This window comes from Photobacterium swingsii (genome assembly GCF_024346715.1).
Classification (GTDB): Bacteria; Pseudomonadota; Gammaproteobacteria; order Enterobacterales; family Vibrionaceae; genus Photobacterium; species Photobacterium swingsii.
This window is the reverse complement of record NZ_AP024853.1, coordinates 1,134,789-1,152,670: the sequence shown is the minus strand read 5'-3', so window position 1 is coordinate 1,152,670 and position 17,882 is coordinate 1,134,789. Positions and strand designations below refer to the sequence as shown.

General features: G+C 45.2%; 8 protein-coding genes. 2 read left to right on the top strand and 6 right to left on the bottom strand.

Annotated elements, in window-relative coordinates:
- Nucleotides 1-18 precede the first annotated feature (18 nt).
- On the top strand, nucleotides 19-396 hold the full coding sequence (locus OCU77_RS22440; RefSeq protein ID WP_048897445.1) for a VOC family protein: 378 nt from the start codon (nucleotides 19-21) through the stop codon (nucleotides 394-396).
- A 126-nt stretch (nucleotides 397-522) separates the two neighbouring features.
- Here the strand turns inward: OCU77_RS22440 and OCU77_RS22435 are convergent, their stop codons facing one another.
- The 6 genes from OCU77_RS22435 to OCU77_RS22410 form a co-directional block, all read right to left on the bottom strand.
- A complete protein-coding gene (locus OCU77_RS22435; protein WP_107302573.1) occupies nucleotides 523-2,664 on the bottom strand; it encodes an ATP-binding cassette domain-containing protein in 2,142 nt (713 codons plus the stop codon).
- Complete coding sequence (locus tag OCU77_RS22430) at nucleotides 2,661-4,388, bottom strand: ATP-binding cassette domain-containing protein (protein ID WP_244915162.1); 1,728 nt, start codon at nucleotides 4,386-4,388, stop codon at nucleotides 2,661-2,663. Before OCU77_RS22430 ends, OCU77_RS22435 begins: the two co-directional genes overlap by 4 nt.
- Before the next feature lie 11 nt (nucleotides 4,389-4,399).
- The gene (locus tag OCU77_RS22425; protein ID WP_048897448.1) at nucleotides 4,400-5,872 is read right to left on the bottom strand and encodes a TolC family protein; all 1,473 of its coding nucleotides are present in this window, start codon (nucleotides 5,870-5,872) and stop codon (nucleotides 4,400-4,402) included.
- Complete coding sequence (locus OCU77_RS22420; protein WP_048897449.1) at nucleotides 5,793-8,057, bottom strand: ATP-binding response regulator; 2,265 nt, start codon at nucleotides 8,055-8,057, stop codon at nucleotides 5,793-5,795. Before OCU77_RS22420 ends, OCU77_RS22425 begins: the two co-directional genes overlap by 80 nt.
- Nucleotides 8,058-8,063: 6 nt before the next feature.
- Complete coding sequence (locus OCU77_RS22415; protein WP_048897450.1) at nucleotides 8,064-9,401, bottom strand: HlyD family type I secretion periplasmic adaptor subunit; 1,338 nt, start codon at nucleotides 9,399-9,401, stop codon at nucleotides 8,064-8,066.
- Between the two features lie 118 nt (nucleotides 9,402-9,519).
- On the bottom strand, nucleotides 9,520-9,852 hold the full coding sequence (locus tag OCU77_RS22410) for an Hpt domain-containing protein (protein ID WP_048897451.1): 333 nt from the start codon (nucleotides 9,850-9,852) through the stop codon (nucleotides 9,520-9,522).
- A 308-nt stretch (nucleotides 9,853-10,160) separates the two neighbouring features.
- Here OCU77_RS22410 and OCU77_RS22405 point away from each other — a divergent pair, with 308 nt between their 5' ends.
- Nucleotides 10,161-17,243 (top strand): tandem-95 repeat protein, encoded by a 7,083-nt coding sequence (locus OCU77_RS22405; protein WP_107302574.1) that lies wholly within the window; start codon nucleotides 10,161-10,163, stop codon nucleotides 17,241-17,243.
- The last annotated feature ends 639 nt before the right edge of the window (nucleotides 17,244-17,882 follow it).

The window sequence follows — 17,882 nt, the reverse complement described above, 5'->3', positions numbered from 1 at the left end:
TTTCACAAGGAGAGTTCTATGTTCAGTCACGTAATGATAGGTACCAATGATATGGAAAAGTCGAAGGCATTTTATGATGCGACTTTTGCTGCATTAGGGTATGAGCCAGGGGTGATGGATGAAAAAGGCCGTTGCTTCTATGTGACAGAAACAGGCATTTTTTCAATCACTAAACCAATTAATGGTGAGCCAGCGACCCATGGCAATGGCAGTACTATCGGTTTCTCAGTAAAAAGTGCCGATATCGCCGATGCGTGGCATACAGCGGGCATTGAAAATGGGGGGACAACATGTGAAGAGCCTCCTGGTGAACGAGAAGGCAGCCTGATGAAATTGTATCTTGCGTACCTCCGTGATCCCGCGGGTAACAAGATCTGTGCAGTACACCGCATGTAGTGCGTTTTAGCCTCCAGTATATAGCTCAGTCGCCATAAGGTGGATGGAACAAAGCTAACAGTAAAAAGACCGCTGAATTCGCGGTCTTTTTTATGGGCATGACCCGTCATAGTATGATTAGTCGTTTTACCCCTTAATGGTTTGAATAACCTTATCTGGGAAACCAAAATACTTTTGGGAACCATCATGATCGAGTAACAGACAGTTGCTGGAAGCGGCAATGTAGGATTTGTCGTTGGTGGTGAAAATGACCGTTGCATTGGCCAGTTTCTCGGTAAAGAGTTTGTTGATGTATTTTACGTATTCTTTTTCACATCCCACAAAGGGTTCATCAATAATGATCACACCTTGATCGCAGCACCCCAGCCCCAGTGCCATACGTAGTAGTTGTTGTACGCCGTTAGGAAGTTGTTCGACATATTCCGATGACATCGGTGTTTCAAGTCCTTGAGGAAGCCAAGGGTGTAAATCGAAGAAGTCGATGATCTCTTCCATTTGATGGCGCGCGATTACGCCATCATGAATAATGAAGTTTGATGCTAGCGTTCCTTCAAAAATATGCAGATTAAAAGGGATATAGTTGATGGCTTTACGGTAACGGAAGTTATTGAACTGCTTGATATTATAGCCATCTAGCAACACATTGCCTTGATAGCGTTCCTCTAACCCCGCTAAGATACTCAGTAATGTGGTTTTCCCTGCGCCTGACATGCCTGAAATAGAGATCTTATCACCAGCCGATACCGTAAAGGCCAAGTTTGTTAGTCCTGTTGGTGAGCCTTGGTAACGATGGGTAAGACCACTGACGGTGATGTTACCTTTGAAACGACGAATTGGAGGGCTACTCTCTTGTTGTGTTCTATCGTCATTTAAAGACATCAAGGCATTGATTTGCGCACTCGCGGCTTTAATTGTTTTGAATTTGGTAATGGAGTTATAAATTCCCATAATAGGGCCAAGTGCTTTCCAAACCAAAATGATGATTGCCAGCATAGCGCCCGCATCGGTTTTACCAGCCATTACCCCTAATACTGCTGTAACGATACTGGCAGTTCCTATCGCCTGAATGAGCCCTTGTCCCATGGCTTGTATTCTACCGTTGGTGACCGATACCCCCTTGGCATCTTCTAGGCTTTGATTGTGCGCTGCGTGAAAACGTGAGCGGATCACTCGCACTAATGGCAAACCTTGAATGGTGCTGATGCTACGGAGTAACTCATTCCATTGATAAGATACCATGGCATTGGCCCGCGAGCTTTTTGAGGTTGCCTGCGTATAGATGTAGCGTGAATAGACACAAAACAGCAGCATTAACGCAATCCCTGCTAACACAGTGAGTGCTGCGGTACCTGAAATAATCGTGATTGCCAAGATGAAGATAATCACAAAGGGCATGTCAAAGTAGCTAAGCGTGGATTCGGCAGTAACCAGTTTCCGCAGTTGGTCGATGTCTTTGAGTCGCGCTAGCTGAGACGATACGCCCGCAGAAGAGGTCATGGAATAGGGTAACCACAGCAACTTACTGATGACATTTTTCGAAATATGGGTCGCTAGATCTTTGCCCGAGGTAGCAAGGATATTCATGCGAATACGCTTAAAACCATATTCAGAAGCGGCTAAGAAAAGGGCGAGAGTTGTGAGCCAAAAGAGGGTGGTTTCCGATCCCGATGTGAGGGCAAAGCTGTATACCCCCATGATAAAAAATGGTTGCATCGCCCCAAGAATATTGATGATTAAGCTAAGAATCATCAAGCTTTTCACTTCATTGTTATAACGATAAAACGCGTATTTTATCCAGTTCGATTTATCCTGAGATTCAGGTGGTGGCTCTCGGAAAATTTTTGAGTACTCGGAGATTTCGCAAACCGTGCAGGCGTCGTTGGTTAGAGCATGTTCAATTAAGACATTATTGCGATAGTCAAAGAGTTTGGCTAAGCCATTTTCAACGCCAAGGAAAATAGTGCAGACATTATTGAATTCAACAAAGGCGGGCACTGAAATACGCTCCAGCTTCGTCATGGTGTCAAGTTGATGGGTTTTACATTCGTAATCTAACCGCGTTAAGGTGCAGGCAAAGCTGTCGATGTCTTTAGCCTGAGGCACAAAAGCATCGGTTAAAATATCGGGCGTCCCCTCCCATTGCAGCGTGATCAAGGTATAGGCGATCCCCAGAATGGTGGGCGAGCCATTGTAACGTTCTTTAAATTTGGCTGAACCAAAGTCGCTTAGCCGTTCTTCGGTATTGCTAAAGTCAATCAATACACTCATGCAGCCACCTTTTTCTCAAATTTATGCTTCACCAAACGGCTGTCGAGTTGCCCTAGTTTGTTGCTCACAATGACACAGATAAAATTGTTTGCTTTTGGCGCGATGCACGCCAGTAAAAGGCGACCAAATTGTTCGTCGTACACCATATCAATATCGTCAATCATTAAGACTGACTTGTTACTGAGCAGTGCACGAACTACCAATAAAGCGAATAAAACCTGACGCGAGAAAGGCAGCTGAGAATGGCTAGATATTTGGGTATAAAAACCATTCTTTAAGCCATCGATCTTGTCTTTAATGGCGAGGTTTTCACAAAGTGAAAAGGCCGCGCTGTTCAGGTGTGATTGAAAGCAGGTTAGGTTATCAATGATAGATCCTTCAACCAGTGAGGTGTTTTTATCAACTTTGATGATGTGATTACGCCATTGTGCGTAGCCGATGTCATCAAACGTGTGCTGGTTCACATTAATGGTGAGATTGTCATTGTGAGTATCACGTGTCAGACAGCGTAAAAGATGACTTTTTCCGCTCCCGCTCGGCCCTGTGAGTAGGTGGATATGTCCTGTTGTCAGCTGAAGCTGTTCTGCTGAAACAGAAGGTTGCTGGAGTGAGTTGGCATGATCCTCTGCGATGTGATTTTCTATTACCATCGTATCGGCAGTACCAACTGTGATAATACTGATTGGCAGGGGGAGATCGGATTCTTTGTTTGCATCTGTCGTAAGGACATCATCATGAACCTGATTGTCAGCACGCTGGTGGCTTGAATCTAATGGGGGATGAGTCGATGCTAAATCGAGAAGCTCTGCGATGCGGGCAATATTAAGTTGATTGACGCGCCAACGGCTGAGTGTTCGCATCACTTGTTGATAGGGCGCGAAGTAGCGGTTAGTCAGCAAAATAACGGCGGCCATCACCCCTTGGCTGATCTCTAGGTTGATCACTGCGCGCGCACAAAGTACGACAACAATAGCGACTGACAGCTGCTGGATCAGGTTCAGTGTGAGATTAAATGAGGATTCAAGTCGTTCATAAGCAATGCTTTGGGTTTCGCGTTCACGGATCATTTCGACCATGACACTTTCGACACGGTATTCCATGGTGCGGCTTTTAATATCTAGAGGGTTGGAAACAATCTCAATGATCTTAGAGTTAGTTAATCCTTCTATATCCGAACGTTGCGATAAGATTGTGACGCGTTTCTGGGCGAGAAATTTAGCAGTAACGAATAAGATACCTGAGGCGAGAATAAGTGCTAATCCCGCCCACATGTTAATCAGAAAGATGATCAAAATGGTGATAATACTGGTGCCAGCATTGATCATTGCCTTGACTGATTCGCCCCCGAAGAATTGTTTTATATCTGGAATTGTGGCGATGCGTTCTAGGTATTCTCCCATCTCTAAGCGATTGAAACGTTCGATATTAGCGGCACAAATAGCCATAAAAACACGATTAGTGAGCTGGCTTTCAAAGCGCTTCATGATCACCGAGACCAGATGTTCTTCTTGCCGCTTTAATTGGTAATCAAGAAAAATGGCCGTCAGGATAATCCCAAATAACAGCATTAACGAATTGGTCGACTGGTTGGGCAGAATACGATCAAAGATGATCAGAATCGAAAACGGTAAAACAAGTCCAAGTAAGGTTGTCATTACAGTTGAAAAAATCAGGTATAGCTTATCTAACGGGCTAATTTTTCGTGTAAATAAAGGATTTTTCATGTGTTATTCCTTTATTGAGCCAAGAGGTGAAGAGGAATTGGCGAATCGGTTTTGCTATCACTGGTCGGCGACATTTGCGCCGCAATCTTGCCTATGGTGCTTAGGTTTAAATTGCCAATTAATTCGTTGAGTTGCACCAAGGCGATGATGTAATCGTATCGCGCGTTTTCATAGTCACGGATACTACTAAAGAGTTTGCTCTCGGCGGATAGTAAGTCGGTAATAGTGCGCGTTCCGAGTTTATGGGCTTTCTGAATACCTTTATACGAGGCGTAATTAGCTTGAATGATGGTTGTGAGGCTACGTAGCGAAGCGGAGTAATCGTTAATGTCGTAAATAAAGGTATCAAAGGCTTGTTGGCTTTGTTGCTTGCTGTCTTGCAGGTCAATTTCAGCGCGCTCGATATTGACCTTGTTTTGTTCATAGCGGTAATAGTCTTTTCCGCCATTAAAAATAGGCACATCCAAGGTTAGGGTGTAAACCGCTTCTTCTGTGGTGCCGTTATTGGGAAACACATTGGCTGAAGCATCATTGGTGTTGTCGTAGGTATAACCCACACTGCCTTTTAATGATGGTGCGAAGGTGGCTCCAGTTTCTTTTAATGACTGACGATTTCTTTTTACCTCTTGTTGGGCAATCAGTAAATCATAGCCTGAGGTGTACATGATTTCGTTAAGTTGGCGTTGGCGAGTGGCCGTGATTTCATTGAATTGAATCGTTGATTGTAAATCATAGTCAGGATTGAGCGGCTGCTGAACAATATTTTCAAGCTTAGTTAATATGACACGCTGGTCTTTTTTTAAGCTGCGCAGGGTGTTCGCGGTTTTTTCTTTTTGCGCCATGACTTCATATTTTTCTGTGCCTGCGACATTGCCGAGTTCGACATTGCGGGTAATGAATGTCAGACGGGCGGCTGATGAGTCGTATTCTGCTTGGGTGGCACGAATTTGTGCATTGTTCTTTAGGTATTCGAAATAGGTGGTGGAGGCATCTCGAATAATCGATTGACGAGTTTGCTCTGTGCGGAGTGTTTCAGTATCCACACTTACCTGTGTGCTAGCTTGCGAGTAGAGATCACCAAGGTCAAACAGGGTTTGCGAGAGCGTCACATTAACGCCGTGATTATTGTAGCGGTTATTGGCTTCGCCGCCTGTTTCTTGGTGAGTCGCACTGTCGTTCCATCGTGTATTGGCTGACAGGTCGAGTGAGGGTAAAAATTTGCCTCGGTTAATGTCTAAATCATATTGCGATGATTTCAAGCGCGTTTCAGCACTGCTCAAAGACAGGTTTTGTTGTAACGCGCTATCGACTACCTCCAGTAAGTCGGCGGCTTGCGAATAGGAGGAAACCCCAAAGCTCAAGAGAGTTAGGCTAACAAGCGCACAAGATAGAGCTGATGTGGTGTTAACAGATCTTTTGAATGGCCATGTATTTTTTAATAACTTTGATGATTTCATCACTTTTGTACGGCTTACTGATGACATAGTCCATCCCTGCTTCAATACATGACTTGTGTTCACTCGCACTGGTAAGTGCGGTTGCACCAATGATGGTGGCGGGTTGATGGATATCCATTTCATCTTCCCGTTGACGGATAAGTTTGGTAGCTTCGATACCGCCCATGCCCGGCATGATACAGTCCATAAAGACGATGTCTGCACCGTGCTCTTTCATATACTCAACGGCTTGGGCACCATCACTGACGGTGTGAGCCTCATACCCTTGCTTGCTTAATAGTTTTTTCAATAGGAACTGTTGAACGCGGTCATCTTCAACAATCAGGAAGGTGTTTTGCGTTTGAACATTGGCTTCCTCCGCAACCTGCATGGCTTCGGTCAAGTTCGGGATCAGTTCATACGGGATCAGTGGGGTGTAGAACACACGATCAACATACTCGTGGGTGTCTTGCACTGTGCTAGATTCAGAAGCGGCCAAGAAGAGTTTGGTTTTGGCGGCTTTTTTAAGGCGCGAATGGAGTGTCTTACAAAATGATTTAAGCTGAATGCCTTTTAAGGTGTCGGTAATAATAATGGCATCGTATTCACCTATGGTTGGTAACGATTTGAAAATGTCGTTAGCTGCTCGAACAACTTGTACTTTTGCCCCATATTGCTCGAGCATGCGCGTCATAATATCAATCTGCAAGGAAGAGTCGGTACACACCATGACGCGCTTATTGTCTAGCGAACGCTCTATGCGATAGAAACTCTTTGGTGTGATATCTATGCCGATATGCAGTTTTTGAAAGGGCGGCAAGGTTGGGCTTATACCCTCGCCATCGGCTGGTAAATTCGGGGCTGGCGCTTGAAACCACGAGGATGCAAAGCGATTTACTTTAGTTAGAATCGCTTTTGACCACTCATCGTTAATGCCACTTTTTTCGTCAACAGCTTCCCACTGCGCCTCTTGAATATCGGCTAGGTTCACAGCATTGGTTGGCAAGAATACTATTTCAAATACCAAGCGTGTTTGTTCGACTTCTTCTGCCGCTTCGGTGCGAATATTCAGTAATAAGTATTTATCGTTTTGGGCCGAAATGGCATTGGAAAGTTGCAGGAAAAGGACCCAAAACAGACTAGTGGCATTGCCTTCAATCACTTCAGGTAAATTATCGTGCAAACGGCATTCAAAGGTGCGCTGTGAGTGCTGTGTTTTAGCGGTTAGGTGCACAATAAGTTCAGACATAAAAGGCAAGAAATTAACATTGCCGGTTTGTGCTTTGTTCCCACCCGAGATAAGGCGGTTATAGTTATCCGCTAAATCTGACAGTGTATTGGTTGCGAGGGTAATATCGCGCGCCATCACAGCACCGTTTTCGCCAGCGTCCTGGGCGATTAAGCGCACCCCGCCTTGAATGGTGTTGGTCATGCCACGAATTTCATAGCCGATGAGCGCGTAAAGCTGACGATATAAATCAGCATTGCGTTTTTGAAATTCAACATCTTGGTACATAGAAGCCAAGTTGGCGAAAATACGTCGCTCAGCAGGGGTAGTATTGAGGTTATTGAGCTTAGCTTGGATGCCTTGTGCATCGATATTTTCCAGTTGAGTCGCAAGCTGAAGAATATCGTGATCGACCTGGACGGCATGATGACTCGCTTGCTTGCTGTGCCGCAGTAAGAAGAGCAGACCGAGCGCAGTCACCACGGCAAGTGCAAAAACAAAGAGCGCCTGATGAAATAGTTGCTGTTGGCGAGACTGATAGCCCGATAAGACTACGGCGAGTAAGTTTTTCTGGGCCATTTGCAGTGTGCTATAGCTGGCTAATAACCCTTGTTGAAATTGAATGGTATCTTCTGTCGCAATAAAGCGTTCTAGCGTAATTGCGAGCTGTGGATATACCACATTACCAACCAAACTTATTTGCGATTTTTCTGCGGCGGCCAGTTGTTTAAAAGTGGTAATGTCACTTTGTAATGTGCGAATTAAAGGTTGCATGGGCGGTTGTGAGGGGGAACACATTTGGCCTTTGCACACTAAGGATGCATGCATTAATAGCTCAGATTGTGAGACTAATTTATCCGAACTCTGCAATAGCGGAGATTGCATTGCATGTGACTGCGCTTTGTTATTCGTTACCCATTGCCAACCAATAAATGCTTGAGCACTAACAAATCCAAGAAGTAAAACGATGGATAAACGCGTGATTGTTGTTTTAGCGATCTTCACTCTGTGTTACCTCTCATCAAATGCGTCTTCCATGGCGCTCATTACTGGTTTTAGGGCGTAATCAATCGCGTAGCGAGAGCCGGTTTTGATATCGGCAGTAAATTCCATGTATGGCGATAAGGTGTAAGTTGCTCCAGACTTTTCGAGAAAATCTTGCTGAATTGAAATCTTGGCAATGTAGAACTCGTTTTCTTCTTCTTTGTACGATGAGCGGCTGATGGAATCGATTGTGCCTGTGATAAAGCCGTACTTAGCGAAGTTATAGGTATCGAATTTCAATTTGACCTCTTGGCCTATTTCGACAAACCCCATGTCTTTTTTGGGTATTTTAGCTTCGCCGTGCAAGCTATTTCGAATAGGCGCAATATCAGCAATGCTTTCGTTGGGGGGAATAACGGCGGATTTGAAATTGAAATGTACCTTGTCCACGACGCCATCAACGGGCGAGTAAACGGTGAGACGATCAACTTTATCGGCATGTTGAGGCAGTTGTGCTTGTTTGAGTGAACGATCTTTTTCTAGTTGATTAATTTGGGCTTGATAACCCGCATTTCGACTGGCAATCGTGTCGTTGAGTTGCTTTTCTAACCGAGCTGATTGGAACTGCTCTGTCATAACGGCTTCATCTAGGTTTTCTATCTCGCGCAACATATTGGTTTCTTGTACCTGCATGTTAAGCACATCGACATACGAGGCCATTTCTTCTTTGTACAAAGTTTCTTTGATTGAAAGCTGTTTTCGGATCAAGCCAAGCTGTTTGCGTGAACTGCTGATCCGCTTTTTCATCGAATCAATCAAGCGCTGTTTATGATCTATGTCTAATTCGATGAGCTCTTGATTTGAGGTGTTCTTTTGGAATTCTTTGTACCAAGACTCAAGGTGTTGAGACACGAGCTCTGGGTAGGCTGTAAAAGCAGTATAGTCTGGTTTCGTTTGCTCCATTAGCCCTTGGTATCGGGCGATGTCCATTTCTAAACCGACAATATCTAATGTGGCCGATTGAAACTGTGTATCACGATCGACCGATTTTAAGCGCGCAATAGGCTGCCCTGCATACACATAATCCCCTGTTTTGACTAACAAGGTATCTAAAATCCCGCCTTCTAAATGCTGGACACGTTCAATATCTGAATCAAGTAACATCTCGCCACGGGATGAAACCACAATGTCTATTTGTGCCCGCGAGGCTAAAACAATCAGTAATAGCAGGGCGATGAACAAGAACAATAAAGACTTATGTACTGTTGTCATTGCACTTTTGATGTAGATCGAATTATCGGCATCCTGCGCCTTGTTATGTTTCGATTCGATCAGTGCCTTTTTGATGTGATTTTCAATGCCCACGCAATCGCTCCTTGTATCACGCCTCCGTTATAACCACGCGCCGATAAGATGCTGAGGACAATTTATCGATTTTGGTTTCGTGCTGTAGCTGGTCTTGTGCTGTAACAGGGTAACGATGTTAGTTTGCTAGGCCGTGGTCGGCGATTTGTTGATTCACTCTGACCATCTCACTCAATACATCCTCAATCAGCTGCGCATCGGGCTTCTCTCCCTGTTTACAGAGGCGTTCGATTGTTTCAAATTGCTCGCTAGCATTTTCTTCACATAAAGTGAGCAGTACGCCTTTGAGAGAATGCACGGTATGAAATAAACCGTCCATGTCGCTGTTGGCATACTTTTCCTGAATCATTTGGATATCGTTGCCATGCTCTTCGTTATACAGCTCTATAATCATCGACATCATGTCGTCATCACCGTCCATCGAGTCGCTAAATGCATCAAAGTTAATCATAGTGCCATTCCTTTTGGTCTTTTATCTATTCAGTTTTAGAGCGATAAACGGGTTTCTCTATTCATAATGTATGGTTGAGGTTTGACCATAATTCAAGACAAATCCTGTGATCGATTTGCCATTTATTGATCAATATCTCATCTGTAAAAGTGTCGTTTTATTGACGGTAAGTGTGCGTAACTTCTAGCTTTTATCATTTATCATATTTTTGCTGTGTAGATATTTGCCAAAGCAATAAGGCTGTTCTTAATTTTATAAAGGGAAATTTACTTTGTATGCGAACACTGACATGAGCACGGAGGCCAGTGATGGCAAAGAACAAACATCAAGACCAGCATGACGCAAAAGACAACACGCTCAATGATGCGGTTGAACATAATGCGACGCCAGATGAAAGCACCGATGAACACCGTGCTCAGGACAGGCAAAATCAGCAAAGCACCATGGCTTCAACAACGGCGACGGGAGCAGAATCAGCTGATCAAAATACCCAAGCAAACATGGCTTCTGATGATGGTGCGGGGGCTGCTAAACAGAGTGGCCGAAGTGGGCAGCGTCGCGCAGAAGAGAGCCAGTCTAAAGAGGAAGAGCAAAGCGGGCCGCGCGGTGGTGAAAAGCAAGGTGACACGTCACCGTTAGATAATGGCCGAGATGGCGAAGAGACTGGTGGTGGCGGTGGAGTGGGGGCGCAGGCTGTTGGAGGCGGCAGTTCGCGTGGTGAACGGGCGAAGAGTGATGAATCATCATCAGAACAAAATCAAGCCTCGCAACAAGGTGCAGAGCAGCAATCGGGGGCGGGTGGTGGCGTAAGTCCTGCTGCTGCAGAATCGAAGGCTGAAGATTTTGATACGGCAACAACCAGTGAAACCTTCCAAGTTGATGTCGCCAATGCGCAGACGAAAGAGCTTGCCGTTGAAGATGATTTCGATACTGAAACCGTATCGCAAACCTTCGAAGTTCAAGTTGAGAATGTGAACGATGCGGCGGTGGTGACGGATACCCTGATTGAAGGCACAGAAGATACTAGCATCGTATTTACCCAAGACATGTTGTTAGAAAATGCCACTGACATTGATAGTGATCAGTTAACGGCGGTGAACCTGACTATTGATCCCGCCTTTGGTGATGTTGTTGATAATAAAGACGGTACATTTACTTTCACACCGGCCGATGATTATAACGGCGAAGTGCCATTTACCTTCGATGTGGATGACAACGATGGTGCTATCACTCCTGCTGCTGGCAAGGTCGATCTTGCCGCCGTCAATGATGCCGCCACCGTGTCTGAGACCGTGATTGAGGGTGACGAAGATAATACGGTTCACTTCACGCAAGCGATGCTGCTGCAAAATGCATCGGATGTCGATAGTACAAATCTGACGGCACTAAATCTCCAGATTGATGAGCAATACGGTAGCTTAGTTGATAATAAAGATGGCACCTTTACCTTTACGCCAACCGCAGATTACAACGGTGATGTGCCCTTCACTTTTGATGTTGATGATAACGATGGGGCTGTTACCTCGGCGACGGGGAACGTTAATCTTGCAGCGGTTAATGATGCCCCTGTATTAACCGAAACATCCTATGTGGTGAATGAAGATGGCTCGATTAAAATTACCGAAGCTTCTTTACTTGATAATGCCACCGATGTTGATGGCGATGCGTTATCTGTCGTTAAGATCACCGCAGATGAAAACGGCAGCATAGAGCAAAACGTAGACGGTGATTGGATCTATACGCCTAACCCAGATTATAGCGGTGATGCCAACCTCACAATAGTGATTAACGATGGCACCGTTGATGCTGAGTTTACGGCACCAGTGGCCATCACCCCAGATGCCGATGAGCCCTCTCTTACCGTTTCTTTAACCGACATGACGTTAGCGGAATACGGGCAAGGGCATGATAGTGCATTAATTGGTTGGCATACTGATAACGTCAATAATGTTATCGAAATTCATCAAGACTATGTCTACGGCGTGGGCGATAACCGTGGCGGCGTGATTGAGTTAGAAGCCAATCGCGGTGATGAATCGAATTTATATACCAACCTTGATGTGAAAGCTGGCGATCTTGTCACGTTAGACTTTGATATGTCGGCGCGTTTGCACTTTGAAGGTGCTGATTCTCAGATTGATGTGTATTTTGAAGGTCAGCTGGTGGATACTTTGATTGAAGCTGATACGGGATGGCACCACCATAGTTATCAATTTACTGCGACAGAAGATAACCCACGATTGGAGTTTGATTCGCCAGATGATAACAGTTTGGGTGGCTTGCTTGATGCAATACGCATAGAGAAGGTGATCAGCGAAGATCAAGCTGTACCGATTAACCTTGATGCGTCACTCACCGATACTGACGGTTCTGAATCTTTACAATCATTGGTGATCGAGGGCTTGCCTTATGGCGCAATGCTGACTGATGGGGTGAATAGCTTTACGGCCAATGAAGACGGCGATAGTGCTGATGTGGCTGGTTGGGATTTGAGTCAACTGACGTTTCAAGGTGCAGAACACTTTAATGGCGATGTTGCTCTAACTATTTCAGCGACATCGGTTGAAGACAGTACATTAAAATCTGATTCTCCAGAAACAGCGACGACAACCACGACGCTTGATTTTCATGTCACAGCAGTCAACGACCCTGTCGTTATTGATGAAATGAGTCCGCTGCAATTTAATACGCTTGAAGACAGTGAAATTATCATTACTGAAGCAGCGCTACTGGCTAATGCGAGTGATCTTGATGGTGATACCTTGATGGTCACCAACTTACAGATTGACAATGCCAGCTTCAAGACGGTGATAGACAGCGACACAGGCGACAAATCTTTCGTTGTTACACCAAATGCTGATGTGAATGGTGATTTGGCGATCAGCTTTAATGTCAGTGATGACAACGGCAGCGTGGTGTCATCAGATGCGAATTTGGTTGTTACCGCGGTGAACGATGCTGCCGAGGTGGATGATCAAGCCTTTACCATGAATGAAGATGGTACGTTAACCTTTACCGATAACGATCTACTAGCCGGTGCGACAGACGTTGATGGTGACGATCTAACGGTTGAATCTGTGAGTTACAGCGGCGCTGATGGTGTCTTTACTGATCATGGCAACGGCAGCTATACCTTTGCCCCTAAAGAGAATTTTAACGGCGAGGTGGATTTAAGCTTTACTGTGAATGATGGCACGGTTTCTACGCCTGCTAATATCGACATTACCGTCGATGCGGTTAACGATATCCCTGTCGCTGGGGTGACGACCTATTCGGTTGATGAAGACGGTATTTTAACCTTCAATGACAAGCAACTATTAGCTAACAGCAGTGATGTCGAAGGTGAGGTCACTATCGCTGATGTGAGTTATAGCGGCGAAGATGGCATCCTGACTAATCATGGTGATGGCAGTTATTCGTTTGCACCCAATGCCAATTTTGATGGTGACGTTGCGATTGATGTGACCGTCAAAGATGAAGAGGGGGCAACGGCGACAACAACAGCGAATGTTGATGTATTGGCGATAAACGACAGCCCTGTAGTCAGCAACAATGTGGCTTATAGTGTGGATGAAGATGGTTCTATCACTTTAAGCCAAGCCCAGCTCTTAATGCATACAACGGATGTTGATAGTAGCGAAACCTTAGTGGCTGAGAACCTACAGCTAGAGGCCTTTGGTCAGGTTACGGCGAATGAAGACGGTTCATTTACCATAGTGCCTGCTGAGAACTTTAATGGCGATTTAGAGCTGACGTTTGACGTTACCGATGGTGAATACACGGTTTCGACAGGCTTAGATCTGACGGTTAATCCAGTTAACGATCCTGTTGTCGCGCAAGACGATAGTCGCCTTGATGGCTCAGATCCTATGATCCGCTTAGATGCCGCCCCAGAGCATGGTTCGGTCCAGTATCAAACTGAAGAGGGTGATTGGGCTGACATGGTAGTCGGTATTGAATATCCAGCCGATACCCAAGTGCAGTTCACGCCCAATACCGAAGAGATCCAAGCTGATACCCGCGATATTCGTATTGGTAGCTTTGATAGCAATACCGACACCAAAGTCTTTGATGGTAAAGCCAAAGTAGAAGATTGGGGGACTGTCGATGGCGATACCGCGGTTTATCAAGAAGATGGTGTGACTGTTACCACCCAAGTGAATACAGGTGAATTAGCCGCATGGAATGGAGCGGGTAGCCATGTGGGGGCAGGAATCGGTAATCAAAGCCGCCAAGGGTTAGATACTAATGAAATGCTCACTGTTACAGTCGAAGGGGAAGACGTTAACCAAATTACTTTCCAACTGGATGGTCTGGGTGGTTATTTCGATGAAACCAGCCGCCATGCCACGGAAGTGATGATTAAGGCCTATGATGCTGATGGCAATATCATAGATGCACAAGGGGGTTATCGTGAGTCGGGTGAATACCAAGATGAATACGTATTTACCACAGATGTGCCAGTGCATCACTTTACACTAGGAACAACAGGCAGTAATGGCACCTATGTGGTGCAGAATATGACGGTGTCTCGTACTATGTCTGAAGAAATTCAGATGACGACGATTCAAGCTGATGGCAGTGAAGTGACACATGCCATGAATTTGGATCTAAATTACAGTACCGCAGATCAAACTCTGGATGTGACCGACCAGCTTGTTGAAGTTAAAGAGGGCATTAATTCTCGCGCCATTGAAGTTGAAGAAGATGGTCAATTGGTGATCGATCCTGCTGATCTTTTACTTAATGACACTGATGTTGATGGTGATACCTTAACGATCGTGAGTGTTGAAGCGACGGATGACACCCACGGTAAGGTACACCTTGATGAAGATGGCAATGTCGTCTTTACACCAGAACCTGATTACAACGGTCCAGCTTCGTTCACTTACACTGTTTCTGATGGTAATGGCTCGACGGATACAGCGACAGTGTCTGTCGATGTCACTCCTGTGGAAGACGAACCTGTTGCCCCTTGCTTGAACTTCAATGTCGATGAAGATCAAGTGTTAGTGATTGACCCTGCTTATATCCTCAAACAAGCCAGCGATGCTGATGGCGACAAACTGACGTTAGAAGATCTGTCCTTAAAGCAGCCGCCCAATGGTCAATTACAACTTCAGCAAGATGGGATGTACCATCTTATTACACCGCCTGATTTTAATGGCCTAATAGAGCTAAATTACACCATCTCTGATGGTGATGATAAAACTGAAGGCGCAATGAAGGTGGATGTGCTGCCTGTTAATGATGCGCCATTTAGCAGCGGTAATGCTCACCTAACGACCCACGAAGATGGTGCTTTTACCTTTAATGCTAACGATATGCTGGATCTCTTTGGTGATATTGACGGTGATGATCTGGTGATCTCTCGCATTATTACAGCCGAAGGAGAAGAAGGTGGAAAGGTTGAACAAAATGAAGATGGTAGTTGGACCTTTACTCCCGCAGAAGATTATTCAGGTACGGCTGAGCTGCAAGTTGAAGTAAAAGACCCTGATGGTTTAACGACCATGTTGGAGATGCCTGTTTATGTTCGTCCTGTCGCTGACGGTGCGGTGATCACGACGGATCATCAAGGGCCACTTGTTTTTGATGAAGATTCCTCGGGGTTACTTGGCTTAAATGTTGAGATGATCGATGTGTCTGAACAACTGAGTCACTTAGTCATAACTGGCTTCCCTGTTGGTTTTGAAGTGTCTGATGGTGTGAATACCATAGTGATTACAGAAGAAAACCAAGTGCTTGATGTCACAACATGGAGCATGGACGACTTATCACTTACTCCGCCTCAAGACTTTACAGGCAGCTTCTTTATCACAGTATCAGCGACAACGGCCGATTATGGTGAAGAGTCCTCCAGCCAGATCTCGCAACCAACCGAGTCGTATGCTGATTTTGATGCCACAGCAGGTGACACCTTGGTGCTATCCATGGCTGATTTACTGGCTATGGCTGAGGGTATAGAAGCGGGCAAAGGAGATGAGGTTGAGGGCGTTCATTTAATTGATCGCAGCCAGGGCGAACTGGTGGATAACAATGATGGTACTTGGTCGTTTACACCTGCTGAAGGCTTTACGGGGGATGTCGATTTTGCCTATCAGGTGCTAAATGATGGCAATACGATTGATGTGCAAAGTACCATCGCTGTAGCGGATCAAAAGGAGGATAAGCCAAGCAAAGATGAGGGAGGAAAAGGGCCAGATAATGAATCACCACAGGTAGACAGTATCGCCACAACAGACCTTGATGTAGGCAATACCTTAACCTTTGATGACCGAGATCTATTGGCGCAACTGTCTGATGCTGATGGCGATACGTTGAGCATAGAGTCTGTGCAGCTAATCTCAGGGCAAGGCATATTAGAAACAAAGGGTGAGGGAGAGTACAGTTTCTCGCCAGCTGAGGGATTCAGCGGTGAAGCGCAAATTGCCTTTATCGCCTCTGATGGACAAGAAAGTATTCGCAGCCACTTTAATGTGAATGTCGCTGAACCTGAATCGTCATTGATGCTCAATGAACATGGAGCGCTTGAGTTAACCTCAAGTGATATTTTGGCCTCGCTGGGACTTGATGGCAGCCTTGATGTGGCTGCCGTGGATTACCATGGTGAAGCTGGCACCTTAATCGAAGACGGTGAGGGTGGCTGGATGTTCTGGACGGATGAAGAGTTTGATGGAAACCTTGAACTCGATGTCACCACCTCTGATGGCGAAAGTAAAACACAGCATGATTTAACCCTGACGGTGGATGAGTATCGCGATCCTGACGCTGCCCCTGCCCCTGCCCCTGAAGTCCCTTTGACCGAGCCCGAAGCAAAAGATGTCGATACGCAAACGCGAACCGCTGAGGGTGATCAAACCGAAGCTGCAGCAGAAGAGAGTCAGCCAGAAGACGCAGATGTGACTGCAGCACCAGGTAGTACGATACGGGTCGATATCCCTGATGAGGTTGCTGATAATCCCGATGTTGATCAAGTTGAAATTAGTCAGTTGCCAGAAGGGGCCACCATATCAAACGGTATTATGAATGATGATGGTTCATATACCGTGAGTGGCGATTTATCACGTCCTGTAACCATGACACTTTCCGATGAGCATGAAGGGACAACGACGGTAACTTTCGAAGGCCAGACAGATATCGGAGAGCCTGTTGATGGCGCGACGGGCGAGATAGTTATTGATGTTGATGACGCGCACGCCATGCAGTCAGGTCAAAAAGCGCAAGATAACCCTCATGGGATGCCGGGTGAGGATAGCCAAGGCGGTGACTGGACGCAGGGTGACAACAGAGATAGCGGCATAGATGTGATGGATGATAGCTCATCCTATGACAATGATGATCACTCCGCTCAACAAGATGACCATAGCTTAGTTGACGATAATGTGTAGAAATTGTCTTTGAGAAAATAAATGAAAAGAGCGCAGAGATTATTCTGCGCTCTTTTTGGTCTCATTATACTAAATGAACAAAGCACTAAACTCGGTCACAACATTTTTGCTGTCGTGCTCTTAACTTGCTGATGAAAAGTGGTCATTAGAGAGTATCAGCAAGGGGCTGTTCGCTATTTACTTGGCCTTTGGTTTGACGTAAAGCAATATGCGTGCGGTTTATAATTTAAATAATTTTCCGCATTGTTGGCACTGATGAATCGAGGTATAGATTAAACGTTGCCAGAAGTTGCGACGAATACGTTTCACTTGAGTACAGTTACATTTCATTTGGGGTATCCATTCCATATATGTTGATGCATCTAGTTTCAATTATACTTGCTGAATAGGGCTTGAATACTATAACCCTAAAGTATTAATTGCCAGTTAATTCTCTATAATATCAATGCATTGCTGATTGCTTTATAAATAGGCGATAGAGTAAACAATAATAGATGGTTAATTAATCTGAAGCACTTGGTTATATTGAAGTAAAAAACTAATGTCGCACCTAGAGTAAGGGTATTTCGTTGAGTATTGTGTTTTTTATATGAATAAAAGTGATTGTAGAGTGTAGTTAGAAAGCTATTTTCTACTCTG

What these genes read in the sequence shown, in the direction of transcription:
- OCU77_RS22430 (WP_244915162.1), bottom strand. Translation starts at nt 4,388, where the DNA reads ATGAAAAATCCTTTATTTACACGAAAAATTAGCCCGTTAGATAAGCTA.
- OCU77_RS22440 (WP_048897445.1), top strand. Translation starts at nt 19, where the DNA reads ATGTTCAGTCACGTAATGATAGGTACCAATGATATGGAAAAGTCGAAG.
- OCU77_RS22410 (WP_048897451.1), bottom strand. Translation starts at nt 9,852, where the DNA reads ATGATTAACTTTGATGCATTTAGCGACTCGATGGACGGTGATGACGAC.
- OCU77_RS22425 (WP_048897448.1), bottom strand. Translation starts at nt 5,872, where the DNA reads ATGTCATCAGTAAGCCGTACAAAAGTGATGAAATCATCAAAGTTATTA.
- OCU77_RS22435 (WP_107302573.1), bottom strand. Translation starts at nt 2,664, where the DNA reads ATGAGTGTATTGATTGACTTTAGCAATACCGAAGAACGGCTAAGCGAC.
- OCU77_RS22405 (WP_107302574.1), top strand. Translation starts at nt 10,161, where the DNA reads ATGGCAAAGAACAAACATCAAGACCAGCATGACGCAAAAGACAACACG.